Raw genomic sequence first — 16,721 nt, 5'->3', positions numbered from 1 at the left:
TGGTAGCGGTAGCGGGTAGCGTGACCCGCTACCGCTACCATCGGTACGAACGAACAATTAACCATGACTCGCGAGGCTGGGGCGTGTCTTGGAGTGCCCGATGCCGACCGAAGAGCAATTCGATCAGGTCGCCGACGAACTGCTGCTCAACGATATGCCGGTGTCGTTGAAAACCATCCGCCCGGGGCTCATCGCACTCACCGAGGTGGCCGGTTCGAACCGGGAGCTCGGTCCGCTGCTGGTCGCATGGAAAATCAAGCGAAACTACAGGCCGAAGCTCGACTTGAAGGGTCTCCCGGAACGGCTCCAGGCCTCCTTCGGGGCGCTCGCGACGGCCATGTGGATGGAGGCGCAGTCGGATGCCGCCGTGAAGTCCATCATCGAGGAGCGCAACCACGAGATGGCGTTGGCGGCCCGAGACGCGGTTCTGAACGAGGCGCTCGCTTCTCTCGACGCGGCGCAGGAGGAGCTGGCTGGGATGCGCGAGAGGATGCAGCGCCTGGAGAGGCAGATGGGCCGCGTGCGTGCGTGGGATTTCTGGGACGCGGTGATGCGGGAGGTCTACGAACTCATCCCGGCGGACGGCACGCTGACGGCGGAGGCGATCCTGCCGGACCTAAGGGCTTCGACGATCCGAGGGGCGGCCCTGCAGCACGACGACCTGACGGTGCCGAACCTGCGCGAGAAGATGCGGGTGAGGGTGACGCACGGATGGTACTTCACGGTGGACGACCACGGGAACTTCGCACGCGGCGCCTATCCCGGAACCATGCGGAGACGCGCGGGTCCGGCGTGAGAGGACGGGTCACGGTGGGGATCCGGAGCGGCGCCGTCGCGCCGGATGGGGTGCTATCCTGACGGCGATCTGGGTGACGGCCCTCGTCCGGGCACTGACCGCCGGAACCGTCGTCGTCCTCGCCTCGGTGCTTGCGGAGATCCTCGGTCCCGTCTGGGGGGCGCTCATCATCAGCCTGCCGGTCACCGCCGGGCCGGTCTACGTCTTCATGGTCCTGGAGCACGATGCGGCCTTCGTCGCCGGGGCCGCCCTCAACGGCTTCGCGGCGAACGCGGCGACGGGCCTGTTCCTGATCGTCTACGCCCGGCGGGCGACCCACCGGGGCCTCGTCGCGGCATTGGGCCCGGCGGCGATGGCGTGGATCGCCGCGGCCGTTCCCATCTCCGCTGTCGCCTGGACGCCGGTGATGGCGTTCCTCCTCAACGTGGTCGTCTACGGCGCGGGTATCCTCATCACCCGACCCGCCGCACGGACGATCCTCGCACGGAGTGCCGTCGTCGCGAGACCGAGGCCACTGGACCTCGTCGTCAGGGCGGCGGCCGTGGCGCTGTTCGTGACGGGGGTCCTGGCACTCAGCGCGGTTTTGGGGCCGGCGCGGACCGGGGTCATCGCCGCCTATCCGCTCACCCTCACGAGCACCTTCGTCATCCTGCATCGCCGCGTCGGCGGGGCGGCGATGGCGCGGTTGGCGGGCATCACGGTACGAGGCGTGTTCGGGTTCGGCCTAACGTTGCTGACGGTCCACCTGATGGTCCGGCCATTCGGTGCCGCCGCGGCACTCGCGGGAGCCCTTCTCGTCTCGCTGGTCTACTCGGCCGGCCTGCTCGCGCTACAACGCCGCTCCGCTGGGTGATGGTCGGAAGCCCGCGCCAGGCGGCGCGTCCGGTAGTCCCGTCCCTTCCTCGCCGCTCCACGATGTGGCATCATCCGCCAGTGACCTTCTGGCTCGTCCTTCGCAGGCTGCTCCCGCTGCTGGCAGTGCTCGGCCTCGCCCTTGCGCCGATGACCGCATTCGCGGCCGCCGCGGGCATGCGCGCGCCGACGGCCGTTCAGGGGCACGCCATGGCGATGCCCGACGAGGCCATGGATGACATGGCCGAGATGGCCATGGACGAGATGGCCATGGACGAGATGCCGTGCTGTCCCAAGGAGCGGCCGGACATGCCCGATTGCTCGAAGGGCTGCCCGCTGATGGCGCTTTGCCTGGCGAAGGTCGCCACCGGCCTGCCGGTGGCCCTCGGACTTCCGGGCCGCGTTGCCGTCATCGAGGTGCCCGCCCGGGCCGTCACCGCCTCCTTCGACAGCCTGTCGCAAGGGCCACCCACCGAGCCTCCCCGAGCCTGAACCCGATGCCGCCGGCGCCTGCGCCGGCCGATCCCGCGCGCCTGAAGGCCCGGGTCCCATCGTTTTCAGGAGATCATCCACCGTGTCCAAGACATCGTTTTCGCGCGCCCTCACGGCTGCGCTGCTCGGCCTCGCCCTGACCACCGCGGCCCGGGCCGACACCAAGGACTACGAGTTCCAGCTGGTGAAGGACGAGGCCAAGCAGGGCGATGCCATCCTCGACGTCCGCCTCGTCGACAAGCGCACGTCCAAGCCCGTGCCGAACGCCGTCATCTTCGCCAAGCGCATCGACATGGCGCCCGACAGCATGGAGGAGATGACCTCGAAGATCGAGCAGCTGCCGTCGCCGGAACCGGGCCTCTACCGGTTCAAGGCGAAGCTGACGATGGCCGGCGGCTGGCGCCTCTCGCTCGGGGCCAAGGTGCAGGGCGAGACCGGCACCGTTGAGAACAAGCTGGTGTTCAAGGCCACCAAGTGAGCCGGACGGCATGGGCCGCCGGGACCCTCGCCGCGCTGGCGGCGGGGGTTTTGGGATTTGGCGCGGGGCATGAAGGCAGCCCCGTGCCGGCGCTCGTCCATCATGCGCGGAACGGGTTCGCGCACTGGCTGCCCGGCGCGGGGTCACCGGCCCCGATGCCCTACCAACCAAAGGCCACGGGTCCCGTGGTCTACTACCAGGACCCGGACGGAAAGCCGGACTACGCCTCCGAGCCCAAGCGCACGGCGGACGGTCGCGACTATCGCGCCGTCCACGCGAGCGAGGACGTGCGCTTCGACGAACCCGACGAGGCGGAGGCGATGCCCGACGCCGGCCCCGGCGACATGGCCATGGCTCAGGCCACGCCGCCTACAAGCACCCGCAAGGTACGCTTCTACCGCAACCCGATGGGCCTTCCGGACACCTCGCCGATTCCGAAAAAGGACTCGATGGGGATGGACTACCTCCCCGTCTACGAGGGCGAGGACACCGACGACGGCACCGTGACGATCTCGCCTGGCAAGCTCCAGCGCACCGGGGTCCGGACGGCGGTGGCCGAGCGACGGGTCCTGTCGATGCCGGTTCGGGCGCCGGGCGCCATCGAGGAGGACGAGCGCCGGATCTCCGTGATCGCGATGCGCACCGACGCCTTCATCGAGAAGGTCGAGGCCGTCACCACCGGCGACCACGTCCACAAGGGCCAGCCGCTCCTGCGCCTGTTCTCGCCGGAGATGAACGCGGCCGCCGCGCAGTACCTCACCGGCATCGGCTACGAGGGCGCCCGCCGGCGCCTGGAGAACCTGGGCATCCCGCCCGAGGTCATCGACGAGATCGAGCGCACCCGAAAAGTACCCTCGACCATCACGTGGTCGGCGCCCCGCGACGGCGTCGTGGTCGAGCGCAACGTCTCCGACGGCATGCGCGCCAAGTCCGGCGACACCCTGTTCAAGCTCGTGGACCATTCACGGGTCTGGGTGGTGGCCGACGTGACCGAACGCGACCTCGCGGCCGTGGCCGAAGGCCAGACGGCGACCGTGCGCGCCCGGACGTTTCCGGATCGGGTCTTCACCGGCGCGGTGACCCGGATCTACCCGCACCTGGCCATGGGGACCCGGACCGCCCGCCTGCGCATCGAGTTGCCGAACCCGAACGGCGACCTGCGCCCGGGCATGTTCGCCGACGTGACGATCGCCACCGGCAGCGACAAGCCGGTGGTCGCGGTGCCCGACGACGCGGTCATCGACACCGGCACGAAACAAGTCGTCCTGCTGGACAAGGGCGAGGGCCGTTTCGAGCCGCGACCGGTCATGCTCGGCACCCGTGGCGACGGCTTCGTCGAGATCCGCGACGGCATCGCCGCCGGCGACAGCGTGGTGACCTCGGCGAACTTCCTCATCGACGCCGAGAGCAACCTGAAGGCGGCGCTGCAGGGGCTCTCCGAGCCCAAACCCGATCCCGGCCCACAGGCCGCGACCGAAGGGAAGGCGCCATGATCGCCCGCCTCATCGCCTGGTCGGCCCGGAACCTGGTGCTGGTCCTGATCGGGACCGTTTTTGCGGTGGGAGCCGGGCTCTACGCCCTGAAAACCCTCCCGCTTGACGCGATCCCGGACCTCTCGGACGTCCAGACCATCGTCTACACCGAGTACCCCGGGCAGGCGCCCCAGGTCATCGAGGATCAGGTCACGTACCCCCTGACGACCGCCATGCTGACGGTGCCCCGGTCCAAGGTCGTGCGCGGGTTCTCGTTCTTCGGGGTGTCGTTCGTCTACGTGATCTTCGAGGACGGTACCGACCCGTACTGGGCGCGGAGCCGGGTGCTCGAATACCTGAACACCGTGGCCAAGCGCCTGCCGCCCGGCGTCACCCCGACCCTCGGGCCCGACGCGACCGGGGTGGGCTGGGTCTACCAGTACGTCGTGGTTGCCAAGGAGCGCACGCTGGCCGAGCTCCGCTCGCTCCAGGACTGGGTCGTGCGCTTCGGGGCGTCCCGCGCAGAAGGCGTGGCGGAGGTCGCCGGCGTCGGCGGCTTCGTGAAACAGTACAACGTGGTCGTCGATCCGAACCGGCTGCGGGCGCAGGGCGTCACCCTGTCCAAGCTCCGGGAGGCCATCCGGGCGAGCAACGCCGACGTCGGCGGCCGTACCGTCGAGCTCTCCGAGTTCGAGTTCGTCGTCCGGGGGCGGGGCTACCTTAAGAGCGTCGCCGACATCGAAAGCATCGTCCTGAAGACCGAGGCCGGCACGCCCCTGCGGGTGAAGGACGTCGCCCGGGTCGAGCTCGGTCCGGACGAGCGCCGCGGCATCACCGAGATGAACGGCGACGGCGAGGTCGCCGGCGGGATTATCCTGCAGCGGTTCGGGGCCAACGCCCTGAACGTCATCGAGGGCGCCAAAGCCCGGCTCGCCGAGGTCGCCGCCAGCCTGCCCAAGGGCACGGAGATCCTGCCGGTCTACGACCGCTCGCACCTCATCGAGGCGGCCATCGAGACCCTCAAGGGCACGCTGATCGAGGAGAGCGCCATCGTTGCCCTCGTCTGCGTCGTGTTCCTCCTCCACGTCCGCAGCGCCCTCGTCGCGATCCTGATGCTGCCGGTCGGCATCCTGATGGCGTTCGCGGGCATGAAGGTTTTGGGGCTCGGGGCCAACATCATGAGCCTGGGCGGCATCGCCATCGCGGTGGGCGCCATGATCGACGCCGCCATCGTGATGATCGAGAACGCCCACAAGCACCTGGAACGGGCGCCACCGGACAAGCCCCGGGTCGAGATCCTGATCGAGGCAGCGAGCGAGGTCGGGCCGTCGCTGTTCTTCTCGCTCCTCATCATCACGGTGAGCTTCCTGCCGATCTTCACCCTGGAGAGCCAGGAGGGCCGCCTGTTCGGGCCCCTCGCGTTCACCAAGACCTTCGCGATGGCGGCGGCGGCAGTGCTGTCCCTGACCCTCGTGCCGGCGTTGATGGTCCTATTCGTCCGTGGGCGCATCATCCCCGAGCACCGCAATCCGGTGAACAGGTTCCTGATCTGGATCTATCGGCCGCTGATCGCCGGCGTTCTCAGGGCGCGTGTGCTCACGATCCTCCTCGCTATCGGTATCCTCGGGGCCACGACGTGGCCGGCGAGCCGGCTCGGCTCGGAGTTCATGCCCGACCTCGACGAGGGCACGCTGATGTACATGCCGACCACCCTACCGGGCATCTCGGTGACCAAGGCCGGCGACTTGCTCGCGACCCAGGACCGCATCATCAAGTCCTTCCCCGAGGTGGCCTCGGTCTACGGCAAGGCAGGGCGGGCCAACACCGCGACCGACCCGGCGCCGAGCGAGATGTTCGAGACCATCGTCAACCTGAAGCCGAAGGCCGAGTGGCGCCCTGGCGTGACGGTGGCGAGCCTGAAGGCCGAGATGGACAAGGCACTGCAGTTCCCTGGCGTCTCGAACGCCTGGACGCAGCCGATCCGCGCCCGGATCGACATGCTCTCGACCGGCATCCGCACCCCTGTCGGGATCAAGGTGCTGGGTACGGACCTGACCGAGATGGAAAAGGTCGCCCGCCAGGTCGAGGCCGTGGTGAAGGCCGTTCCGGGAACGTCGAGCGCCTATGCCGAGCGGGTCCAGGGCGGCTACTTCCTCGACATCACCCCCGACCGCGATGTGCTGGGCCGGTACGGGCTGACGGTCGGCGAGGTGCAGGACGTCATCGCCATGGCGCTCGGCGGCGACAGCGTCACCAACACGGTCGAGGGTCGTGAGCGCTACACGGTGAACGTGCGCTACCCCCGCGCCTTCCGCTCAGACCCGCGATCAATCGCCTCCGAGGTGCAGGTGCCGATCGCTGGCGGCGGTACGGTGCCGCTCGGCGAAGTGGCCAAGGTGCAGTTGAGCCGGGGCCCGACGCAGATCCGGACCGAGAACGGCCAACTCGCGGTCTTCATCTACGTCGACGTCGTCGGTCGCGACCTTGGAGGCTACGTCGCCGAGGCCAGGGCTGCGGTCGCCAACGAGGTGGCGCTGCCTCAGGGCACGCTCATCCAGTGGAGCGGGCAGGTCGAGTATCTCGACCGGGCGACGGCGCGGCTCAGGATCGTGGTGCCCCTGACGCTCCTGATCGTGTTCCTGCTGCTCTTCCTCAACTTCCGGAGGCTGACCGAGACCCTCATCGTCATGCTCTCGCTGCCCTTCGCCCTGGTGGGCGGGGTCTGGCTGATGTGGTGGATGGGCTTCAACATGTCGGTCGCGGTCGCGGTGGGTTTCATCGCGCTCGCCGGCGTCGCCGCCGAGACCGGCGTGATCATGCTGGTCTACCTCGACCACGCCCTCGACGAGGTCCGGGCCGGGTGCCTCCGGGAGGGGCGCATGCTCACCCGCGCGGACCTGCGGCGGGCGATCATGGTCGGCGCGGTCGAGCGGGTCCGCCCGAAGATGATGACCGTCACTGCCATCATGGCCGGCCTGCTGCCGATCCTCTGGAGCACCGGCTCGGGCTCCGAGGTGATGCAGCGCATCGCCGTGCCGATGATCGGCGGCATGGTCTCCTCGACCGTGCTGACCCTGGTCGTGATCCCGGCCGTCTACGCCCTCGTGAAGGGATGGGGCTTGCCACCCGCCTCGTCCACGGCCGCGGCAACCCAGGACAAGCCGCCGGCCCACCGCGCGGCCGCCGAATAGGTCCCGGCCCCGGTCGAACCGCCCTCAGTTCAGGAAGGAACACCCGATGTCCTCAGCCGCCCGCAAGGCCACCCTCTACCGGATGGTCACCCCCGAACACACCTGCCCCTACGGCCTGAAGGCCAAGGACCTCCTCCAACGCCAGGGCTTCGAGGTCGAGGACCACCTCCTGACCGACCGGGCGGAGACCGACCGCTTCAAAGCCGAGCACCAGGTCAAGTCGACGCCGCAGACCTTCATCAACGGCGAGCGCGTCGGGGGCTTCGACGACCTGCAGCGCCACTTCGGCAAGGCGGCGAACGACCCGAACGTCACCACCTACACGCCCGTCATCGCGGTGTTCTCGATGACGGCGCTGATGGCGCTGGCGGCGAGCCACGCAGTCTACGGCACGCCGTTCACGATGCGCGCGGCCGAGTGGTTCATCGCCTTCAGCATGTGCGTGCTGGCGCTCCTCAAGCTGCAGGACGTCGAGAGCTTCTCCTCGATGTTCCTGGGCTACGACCTGCTCGGGCGGCGCTGGGTGCGCTACGCCTACGCCTACCCGTTCCTGGAGGGCATCGCCGGCGTCCTGATGGTGGCGGGCGCCCTGAACGGGATCTCGATCCCCGTGGCCCTGTTCATCGGCACGCTCGGGGCGGTCTCGGTGTTCAAGGCGGTCTACGTCGACAAGCGCGACATCAAGTGCGCCTGCGTCGGCGGTTCGAGCAAGGTGCCGCTCGGCTTCGTGTCGTTGACCGAGAACGTGATGATGGTCGCCATGGCCCTCTGGATGCTGGCGGTGCACCAATAAGCGCCGCCGCGACGGGGGCTCGTCTCAGGTGCTGGCGCGGCGCTTCCACGCTTATCCGTCCGAGCGGTCGGACCTGTGTAAGCGAGGCGGAACGCTTTTCCGCGTCCCGCCTTAGCCGGTAGTCCCCGGGTCGCTGGGACCCGGGTCGCCGAGAGCTACATGCGGTGACCGCGGTGATGGCCCATCATGTGGCCGCGGCGATGACCGTGGCCCATCATGTGGTGGTGGTGCCCATGGCGCATCATGCGGTGACCGCGATGGTGATGGTGGCCCATCATGCGATGGCCGTGCATGCCATCCATCCGGACCTCGGTGACGGTGGTGGGGGCCTCGACGGCGCCGATCATGCCGGGGGCGGCGGAGGCCGGGGCGACCGAAGCCGCACCCAGGGTTGCCAGGATGGCTGCGGCGAGAATGGACTTCTTCATGGGCTTCCTCATGTCGTTGTCGGCAATGCGTCGAAAACGACGGCACCCGAGCCTTTGGAACGGCTCCGCTTCCAAGACCGTTCCGCGGGGTACGTTCTTCTCCCCTTCGCGTGGCTAACGAAACATTCGAGCTCCGCTGCACTGGTCGGCCATCCCGATTTTCGACCCAGCCGGCAAGGACATCGAACGGCGCTCACCCCGCCCTGGCCGGCCAACGATGATGCAGGTCGTCGATGACGTAGACGTGGGCGTGACGGCGGCCCCCATGCAGGTGCGGGTGCCGGACGTCGAGGTCTGCGTGGGCATGCTCGATCACGTCGGGTTCCGCCGCCGGCCATAGCCGGGCCGCCGTGGCGACGCCGGCAAGCGTCACCGCCCCGAGGATCGCCAGCGTGGATGGCATCCCCACGGACGGCCCCAGCCAACCGGCCAGCGGATAGGTGAGCAACCACGCGGCATGGGACAGGGCGAACTGGGCGGCGAAGACGGCCGGTCGGTCCTCCGGGGTCGCCGAGCGGCGCAGGAGTCTGCCGGTGGGGGTCTGCACGCCGGAATAGGCGATGCCGAGCACCAGCCAGGTTCCGAGCAGAAGCGGCCAGCCGATGGTCCCGCCCCAGGTCATGGCGGCGACACCCAGGAGAACCACGCCGAGCAGGGCCGCCGCCGGGATCATGATCGCGCGGTCCGAAAGCCGGTCGAGCAGTCTTGGCAGTGTCAGGGCGGCGATCATGGAGCCGCCCCCGAACAGGCCGAGGGCGAGGGCCACGTCGGTCTGCGGACGATCCAAGAGGCCCTGGACGATCACCACGGTGTTGACGATGACCATGGCGCCGGCCGCGGCGACCGCGAGGTTGAGGGCGAGCAGCCCGCGCAGGCGCGGCGTCGCAAGGTAGATCCTGAGGCCCCGCGTGGTCCGGTCGTAGATGCCGCCCTGGCGTTCGGTCCGGGTGGCGATCGGCAGGCTCACGGACACCACCAGGGCCGCAGAGCACAGGAACCCGACGACGGTACCGCCGAACAGGGCGTTGTAGGGCACCACCGCCAGGAGTAGGGCCGCCAGGGTCGGGCTGAGAAGGTTCTCCAGGTCATAGGCGAGGCGCGAGAGCGACAGGGCGCGGGTGTAGTCGCGCTCGTCCGGCAGGATGTCCGGTATGGTGGCCTGGAAGGTCGGGGTGAACGCCGCCGAGGCCGATTGCAGGACGAAGATCAGGGCGTAGATCTGCCAGACTTGGTCGACGAACGGCAGCGTCAGGGCGATGGCGGCGCGGACGAGGTCCGTGCCCACCAGGAAGGCGCGCCGCGGCAACCGGCTCGTGAAAGCCTGGGCCACCGGGGCGATGAGGACATAGGCGACCATCTTGATGGCCAGCGCCGTCCCGAGGACTGTCCCGGCGCGGTCGCCGGCCAGCTTGAACGCCAGCAGCCCCAGGGCGACGGTCAGCAGGCCGGTACCGATCAGGGCGATGACCTGCGCCGCGAATAGGTGCCGGTAAGTACGGTTCGAGAGGACGCTCAGCATCGTGGGCGTCTCACAGATACTTCGCGAGGATTTTGAACTCGGCGAGGGCATCCTTCGCCCCCTTGCCGCCGTGCTCGATCCCATCGCCGAGGCAGTGCTCCATGTGGTCCTGGATGAGCACGCGCTTGGCGTTGGTGATCGCGCTCTCCACGGCGTGGAGCTGCTGGGCCAGGTCCACGCAGGGCCGGCCTTCCTCGATCATCGCGATGACGCCGGCGAGATGGCCGTGGGCGCGCCTGAGGCGCTTGACGATATCCGGGTGCGAGGCGTGTTCCATGCGGTATCCTATCCCCCTGGAGGGGATACGGCAAAGGCCAGGGCACGTCTTCCTGGGTCTTCATCGCGTCGAGGAGAGCCAGCCGAACATCGCCAGGACCAAGGCGATCAGGATGTAGGCCATGAGGAACGCCCGACCGGCGGCCTTTCGGACGTGCGGCCTGATCGTGCGCCGTCCACCCCCTCCGCCTCCCCAGGTCTCAATCCTGCGCCCGAGCTTCTTGCCCGTCATCGCCTCGGCGGCCGTCGTGGATGGATCCCGCGATGCCCGTCCGGGCGTTCCTCCGCATGCATCGTCGCTACCCTCATGGCACGCCTTTGCCGAGCAGGTCGGCCACATGGGCGTCGGCGGGATGGCCGGTGGCGGCGCGGTGGCTTTCCGAACAGGCCGCGTAGTCCGGGCCGGACGCGGACATCACAAGCTCCGAGGTGCCGTCTGGCATCGTGCGCGTTGCCAGGACGGTTCGTCCCGCCGGCCATTCGAGCGATCCGGGAACGGGTCCCGGCCGGGGCTCGCCGTAGCGGCGTACCCCCTCGCGCCGAATGGTCTCCCGGGCGGTGGCGTAAGCCGGTCCGTCGAGCGGCCGCCCGACCCAGACGACCTGCTGGAGGCCCTGCTCCCGGCACACCACGAGGACCACCTCGACGGTGTCGGGTCCGGAGGCGAGCGGACGGTCGCGGAAGTAGTACAGCCCGGTCAGGTTCGCCTCGCGGTCGACCATCGAGGGCGCATCGACACGGTCCACGGCACCCCAAGCCAATCCGAACGGCGCCTCGCCCGCCGCCGGTTCCGCCGCCACGGCCGCGCCCGTCCACGCCACCACCGCCAGTGCGAGCGCTGGGCGGCGGGGCATCGGCCTACTCCGCCGCCTGGGGAAGGACGGGGCGGGCATGGGGGCCCTCCTTCTCGACGGTGGCCGTCCTCGGGACCACGGTCCCGGCGAAGCGCGCGTAGAGCGCCGGCAGGACGACGAGGGTCAGCAGGGTCGCCGAGATGAGGCCGCCGATCACCACCGTCGCCAGGGGCCGTTGGACCTCGGCCCCCGTCTCGGTGGCCAGCGCCATCGGCACGAAGCCGAGCGACGCCACCAGCGCCGTCATCGCCACCGGCCGGAGCCGGGTCATCGCACCCTCCAGGATCGCCTCGCGGCGCGGCTTCCCCTCCGCGATGAGCTGCTTGATGTAGGTCAGCATCACCAGGCCGTTCAGCACCGCCACCCCCGACAAGGCGATGAAACCGACCGCCGCCGGCACCGAGAACGGCATCCCCCGCAGCCACAGGGCCGCGATGCCCCCGGTGAGCGCCAGCGGGACCGCGCTGAACACCAGCAGCGCGTCACGCGCCGAGTTCAGGGCCGAGAACAGCAGCAGGAAGATCAGGAAGAAGCACACCGGCACCACCACCATCAGGCGCTGGCGGGCCGAGGCCAGGTTCTCGAACTGCCCGCCCCAGGTCACGTAGTAGCCGGCCGGAAGCTGGACCCCGGAGGCCACCTTGGCCTGAGCCTCGGCGACAAGCGAGCCGATGTCGCGGCCGCGCACGTTGGCCGTGACCACGACCCGCCGCCGCCCGTTCTCGCGAGAGATCTGGTTCGGCCCCTCCGTCACGGAGAAGCTCGCGACCTGCTTCAGGAGGACGGAGGACGCCCGACCGTTGACGCCCGGGGGCAGCGGGACCGGGATGTTCTCCAGGGCCTCACGGTCCTCGCGCACCTTGTCGTTCAGGCGCACGACGATGGGAAAGCGCCGGTCGCCCTCGAACACCATGCCGGCCTCGCGCCCGCCGATGGCCGCGCCGATGACGTCCTGGATCGAGGACGTGCTCAGGCCGAGGCGCGCGGCCTCGACCTTGTTGATCTTGATCTCCAGGAACGGCAGCCCGGCCGTCTGCTCCACCTTGACGTCGTCGGCGCCCTCGGTCCCGCGCAGGATCGCGGCGACCTGGTTGGCGGCCTTGAGCATCGGCTCGAACTCCTCGCCGAACACTTTTACGGCGAGGTCGCCGCGGGTGCCGGCCAGGAGCTCGTTGAACCGCAGCTGGATCGGCTGGGAGAACTCGTAGACGTTGCCCGCAAGCGCACCGACCGCCTTCTCGATGTCCTCCTGCAGCGCGGCCTTGGTCTGGTCCGGGTCGGGCCATTCCTCCTGCGGCTTCAGGATGACGAAGGTGTCGGACGAGCTCGGCGGCATCGGGTCGGAGGCGACCTCCGCGGTGCCGGTCTTCGAGAAGACGTAGGCGACCTGGGGGAATCGGCTGATCGCCTGCTCGACCTTCAGCTGCATCGCCTGGGACTGTGTCAGCGACGTCGACGGGATGCGCTGGGCGTTGAGCGCGATGCTCTTCTCGTCCAGCTGCGGGATGAACTCCTGCCCGAGCACCCTGAACAGGAACCCGGCCCCGACGAGCAGGACGAGGGCGACGGCGACGAAGGTCATCGGGATGCGCAGGGCCGCCCCGAGGACCGGGCGGTAGACGGCCTTGATCCCGCGGATGAGGACGTTGTCCTTCTCCGTGACCCTGCCCGTGATGACGATGGCGATCATCGCCGGGACGAAGGTCAGCGACAGCACGAAGGCGGAGACGAGGGCGATGATGACGGTGAGCGCCATCGGCTCGAACATCTTGCCCTCGACCCCGGTGAAGGTGAGGAGCGGCACGTAGACGAGGATGATGATGGCCTGCCCGTAGAGGGAGGGCTTGATCATCTCCTCGGCCGAGGCGCGCACGGTGACGAGGCGCTCCTCCAGGTCGAGCTTGCGCCCGAGCTCGGTCTGGCGCTCCGCGAGGTGCCGCAGGGCGTTCTCGGTAATGATGACGGCACCGTCGACGATGAGGCCGAAGTCGAGCGCCCCCAGGCTCATCAGGTTGGCGCTGATGCGGCCCTGGACCATGCCGGTCATGGTCATCAGCATCGCGACCGGGATGACGAGGGCGGTAACGATGGCCGCGCGGATGTTACCGAGCAGCAGGAACAGGATGACGATGACGAGGGCGGCGCCCTCGGCGAGGTTCTTGGCCACCGTCCGGATCGTGGCCTCGACGAGGAGGGTGCGGTTGAGGACGGTCTGGACCTCGACGCCGGGCGGGAGCGTGCGCCGGATCTCGGTCATCCGCGCGTCCACGGCGGCCGAGACCGTCCGGCTGTTCTCGCCGATCAGCATCAGGGCGGTGCCGATGACGACCTCGCGTCCGTCCTCGCTGCCCGAGCCGGTGCGCAGGTCGCGCCCGATCCGGACCTCGGCGACGTCGGAGATGCGGACCGGCACACCGCCGCGAGTGGTCACCACGACGGAGCCGATGTCCTCCATGGTCTCCAGGCGGCCGGCGGCGCGCACGACGTAGCCCTCGCCGTTGTCCTCCAGGTAGCGGGCGCCCTGGTTGGCGTTGTTGGCCTCCAGCGCCCGGCCGATGTCGGCGAACGACAGGTCGAGGGCGGTCAGCTTCATCGGGTCCGGCTGGACGTGGTACTGCTTGTCGAAGCCGCCGATGCTGTCGACGCCGGCGACCCCCGGCACGGTCTTCACCTGGGGGCGGATGATCCAATCCTGGACCGTGCGGAGATACGCGGTTCGTTCGAGCTCCGTCGCGAGCCTCTGGCCCTCGGGGGTCAGGTAGCTTCCGTCCGATTGCCAGCCGGCCTTGCCGTCCGGCGAGACCTTGCGGTCCGTCAGTTGGGCGTAGTGGATGGACCACATGTAGATCTCGCCGAGGCCGGTCGAGATCGGGCCCATGTGGGGCTCGGCCCCCGGCGGCAGTGTCGACTTGGCCTCGCCGATGCGCTCCGCCACCTGCTGGCGGGCGAAGTAGATGTCGAGCTTTTCCGAGAAGACCGCGGTGATCTGGGAGAAGCCGTTTCGCGAGAGCGAGCGGGTGTATTCCAGGCCCTTGATGCCGGCGAGCGCGGTCTCGACCGGGTAGGTCACCTGTTTCTCGATATCGACCGGTGAGAGCGACGGCGCCGTGGTGTTGATCTGCACCTGGTTGTTGGTGATGTCCGGCACCGCGTCGATGGGGAGCTTGGTCAGCGAGAACACGCCGAAGCTTGCCGCGAGCAGCGACAGGAGCACCACGAGCCAGCGCTGGTGGACCGAAAAGTCGAGGATCTTCGAGATCATGACCGGCCCCCTCAGTGGTCGTGGTCGGCTTCGGCCTTGCCGAGTTCGGCCTTCAGGACGAAGGAGTTGGCCACCGCGACCTCGTCGCCGGGCTTGAGACCGGTGAGGATCTCGAAGGCGTCGTCGTCGGCCTTGCCGATCGTCACGTCGCGACGCTCGAACCCATCCTGGGTCCGTACGAACGCGACCTTCTCGCCCTTGATGGTCTGGATGGCGGCCTTCGGCAGCCGGACCCCGACCTTGTCCTGGGCGATCTCGACCTCGGTCGTGACGAAGGTGCCGGGCCGCCAGGCCATGTCCTTGTTCGGCAGGGCGACGATGACCCGGGCCGAGCGGGTCTCGGCGTTGAGGATCGGGCTGACGAACACGACCTTGCCCTCGCCGCGGGAGGCGTCGTCGCCCCCGACGATGGTCACCTTGGCGCCCTCCCGGACCTTCGACAGCTCGGTGGTCGGGATCGCGAGCTCGATCCACACGGAGGACAGGTCCGCGACGGTGTAGACGTCGGCCGGATCGCCCTCCTTGCCGACGGCGGTCCCGACGTCGACCTTGCGCTCGACCACCCGCCCGGAGAGGGGCGAGCGCAGTTCGTAGCGGCGCAGGCTGGACAGGTTCGGGGTGGTTTCGTCCTTCTTGGCCGAGGTCGCGACCTCGGCCGCGTTCAACCCCAGCGCCGAGAGTTTTTGGCGGGCGAGGTCCACGCGCAGGGTCGCCTCCGAGTAGGCGGCCTTCGCGTTCAGGAATGCCGATTCCGCGGAGATCCGCTTGTCCCACAGGGCCTGCTGGCGGTCGAAGTTGGTCTTCTCCAGGTCCGCCTTGACCGTCGCGGTGAGGAAGTCGCTCTTGGCCTCGGCGACCTCGCGGCTGTCGAGGACGGCCACGACCTCGCCCTTGGCGACCCCCTCGCCGAGGCGCTTGCGCATCTCTGAGACCGTGCCGACGACCCGCACGGGCACCCGGGCGATCCGGTCGGCGTCCTGGGCGATGGTGCCGGGCACGAGAAGGTGTCGCGAGAGGATACCGCCCGCGACCTTAGCCAGTGTGATGTCCTGCTCCGCGGCCTGCTCGGCCGTCATCTTGATCCTGCCCTCGCCCTCCTCGTCGTGGCCGTGGGCCTCGCCCTCCGCGTGCTTGTGGCCACCGGCCTCGGGCTTGGTTTCTCCCTCGGAGTGCCTGTGCTCGCCGGAAGGCTTGGGCTCGCCCTCGGCATGCTCATGGCCATGCTCGCCGTGACCGTGCCCATCGTCGGCTGCGGGTGTCGCCGGCTTGGTCATGGCAGCGTTCGTCGGGGGCGCCGTCCGGGGGCTCGCCAGGCCGGCGGCGGCAAGGGCGCCCTGCACGACCTCGGATACGCGGGGGAAGGCACCGCCGATCGCGATGCCGATGGCCAGGAAGGCCACGGAAAGGAATGCACGCATGGGAATGGGCCGTATCCGACCGGGACGTCGCCTATCCGCTCAAGCGGCCTCGGACTGTCCCGTACAAGGTGGTTCGCGAGGGTGAGGCGACCGGGACCCGCGAGGGGCCGGCCGAGACGCGCCACGGGCGTGGCGGCGTCGCCTCAGGCGCGAGGGGGCCTTGGGAGACGGTCCGGCGAAACGGACCCGATGGCGGTGGTCACGGTCGCGTAGGACGCGCGCCCGGTCCCGCGATGCGGCAGGGCCGGCGCCGCGTCGACGCCAAGCGCCTGGTGGCAGCCACAGTTGGCGTGGCAGGCCGGGCAGGCATCGGAATGGTCTGCAGCACCCGCCTCGGATGGGGCGGACACCGACAGTTCGTGGCTGGCCGGACGATGGGCCTCGGCGGAATGGATCGCGCCGGGGACAACGAGCGCCAGGACCAGGACGAGCGACAGCACGCGGACGGTGGCCGCCCACCAGCCGCGCATCGTCTCGTAGGCCCTGATCGGACGTCCGGGTTTCATCTCGGTCCTTATGGACGATTCACGCCCATCCGTACAACGCGGATGGTCTCGGCTTTTCGACGCCCTGGGACTAATCGTCGTCGTGATGGTGGTGGTGATGGTGGTGCCGCTCGCCGTAGAAGCCGCGCCCGTCGTAGTCCCGGCGTTCGCGATGGATCACCACGTCGTCGTGATCGCCATGCCGGTAGCGGTCGACGTGGACGTCCCGGCCCCGTTCCTCGTAACCGCCGCCGTAATACTGGGCGGACGCCGCCACGGGGGCCAGGACCAGGTTCGCCGCGACGAGGCCCATCAGACGCTTTCGCATGACACTTCCCTCGAACATCCAAGCCGTAAGAGTGGTCGTGCCGACGTGAACCGCATCTGACGCCCCCGTTCAGCAAG

At 69.1% G+C, this 16,721-nt stretch carries 15 protein-coding genes; 7 read left to right on the top strand and 8 right to left on the bottom strand.

What is annotated here, in order from left to right; all coding sequences use genetic code 11:
* Positions 1-100 precede the first annotated feature (100 nt).
* The 7 genes from MKK58_RS05395 to MKK58_RS05365 all read left to right on the top strand — a co-directional run bounded on the left by MKK58_RS05395 (position 101) and on the right by MKK58_RS05365 (position 8,074).
* Positions 101-796, top strand: a complete 696-nt coding sequence (locus MKK58_RS05395; RefSeq protein ID WP_243911125.1) for a DNA-binding protein — start codon at positions 101-103, stop codon at positions 794-796.
* Between the two features lie 73 nt (positions 797-869).
* A complete protein-coding gene (locus MKK58_RS05390) occupies positions 870-1,649 on the top strand; it encodes a hypothetical protein (protein ID WP_243911124.1) in 780 nt (259 codons plus the stop codon).
* Between the two features lie 80 nt (positions 1,650-1,729).
* Positions 1,730-2,140, top strand: coding sequence for a hypothetical protein (locus MKK58_RS05385; protein WP_243911123.1), 411 nt, complete (start codon positions 1,730-1,732; stop codon positions 2,138-2,140).
* A gap of 82 nt (positions 2,141-2,222) precedes the next feature.
* Positions 2,223-2,618 carry a FixH family protein gene (locus MKK58_RS05380; RefSeq protein ID WP_243911122.1) on the top strand — a complete coding sequence of 132 codons (396 nt, stop codon included), beginning with the start codon at positions 2,223-2,225 and terminating at the stop codon, positions 2,616-2,618.
* Positions 2,615-4,111, top strand: a complete 1,497-nt coding sequence (locus MKK58_RS05375) for an efflux RND transporter periplasmic adaptor subunit (protein ID WP_243911121.1) — start codon at positions 2,615-2,617, stop codon at positions 4,109-4,111. The genes MKK58_RS05380 and MKK58_RS05375 overlap by 4 nt, the downstream gene beginning before the upstream one ends.
* A complete protein-coding gene (locus tag MKK58_RS05370; RefSeq protein ID WP_243911120.1) occupies positions 4,108-7,281 on the top strand; it encodes an efflux RND transporter permease subunit in 3,174 nt (1,057 codons plus the stop codon). Before MKK58_RS05375 ends, MKK58_RS05370 begins: the two co-directional genes overlap by 4 nt.
* A 46-nt stretch (positions 7,282-7,327) precedes the next feature.
* The gene (locus tag MKK58_RS05365) at positions 7,328-8,074 is read left to right on the top strand and encodes a glutaredoxin (RefSeq protein ID WP_243911119.1); all 747 of its coding nucleotides are present in this window, start codon (positions 7,328-7,330) and stop codon (positions 8,072-8,074) included.
* A gap of 155 nt (positions 8,075-8,229) precedes the next feature.
* On the opposite strand, the gene MKK58_RS05360 is transcribed toward MKK58_RS05365, so the two are convergent.
* From MKK58_RS05360 to MKK58_RS05325, 8 genes are all read right to left on the bottom strand, one after another.
* Complete coding sequence (locus MKK58_RS05360) at positions 8,230-8,502, bottom strand: hypothetical protein (protein WP_243911118.1); 273 nt, start codon at positions 8,500-8,502, stop codon at positions 8,230-8,232.
* 193 nt (positions 8,503-8,695) lie between these two features.
* Positions 8,696-10,021 carry an MFS transporter gene (locus tag MKK58_RS05355; RefSeq protein ID WP_243911117.1) on the bottom strand — a complete coding sequence of 442 codons (1,326 nt, stop codon included), beginning with the start codon at positions 10,019-10,021 and terminating at the stop codon, positions 8,696-8,698.
* 10 nt (positions 10,022-10,031) lie between these two features.
* Positions 10,032-10,298: a metal-sensing transcriptional repressor gene (locus tag MKK58_RS05350; protein ID WP_183512532.1), complete on the bottom strand. Its 267-nt coding sequence runs from the start codon at positions 10,296-10,298 to the stop codon at positions 10,032-10,034.
* 304 nt (positions 10,299-10,602) lie between these two features.
* On the bottom strand, positions 10,603-11,151 hold the full coding sequence (locus tag MKK58_RS05345; RefSeq protein WP_243911116.1) for a threonyl-trna synthetase: 549 nt from the start codon (positions 11,149-11,151) through the stop codon (positions 10,603-10,605).
* Between the two features lie 4 nt (positions 11,152-11,155).
* Positions 11,156-14,413: an efflux RND transporter permease subunit gene (locus MKK58_RS05340; protein ID WP_243911115.1), complete on the bottom strand. Its 3,258-nt coding sequence runs from the start codon at positions 14,411-14,413 to the stop codon at positions 11,156-11,158.
* An 11-nt stretch (positions 14,414-14,424) separates the two neighbouring features.
* Positions 14,425-15,831, bottom strand: coding sequence for an efflux RND transporter periplasmic adaptor subunit (locus tag MKK58_RS05335; RefSeq protein ID WP_243911114.1), 1,407 nt, complete (start codon positions 15,829-15,831; stop codon positions 14,425-14,427).
* Between the two features lie 143 nt (positions 15,832-15,974).
* Positions 15,975-16,337, bottom strand: coding sequence for a hypothetical protein (locus tag MKK58_RS05330; protein ID WP_243911113.1), 363 nt, complete (start codon positions 16,335-16,337; stop codon positions 15,975-15,977).
* Between the two features lie 70 nt (positions 16,338-16,407).
* Positions 16,408-16,644: a hypothetical protein gene (locus MKK58_RS05325; RefSeq protein WP_243911112.1), complete on the bottom strand. Its 237-nt coding sequence runs from the start codon at positions 16,642-16,644 to the stop codon at positions 16,408-16,410.
* Positions 16,645-16,721 lie beyond the last annotated feature (77 nt).

The organism is Methylobacterium sp. J-078 (assembly GCF_022829285.1).
Taxonomy (GTDB): Bacteria; Pseudomonadota; Alphaproteobacteria; order Rhizobiales; family Beijerinckiaceae; genus Methylobacterium.
The sequence above is the reverse complement of the archived record's forward strand: the minus strand, read 5'-3'. Positions and strand labels throughout refer to the sequence as shown.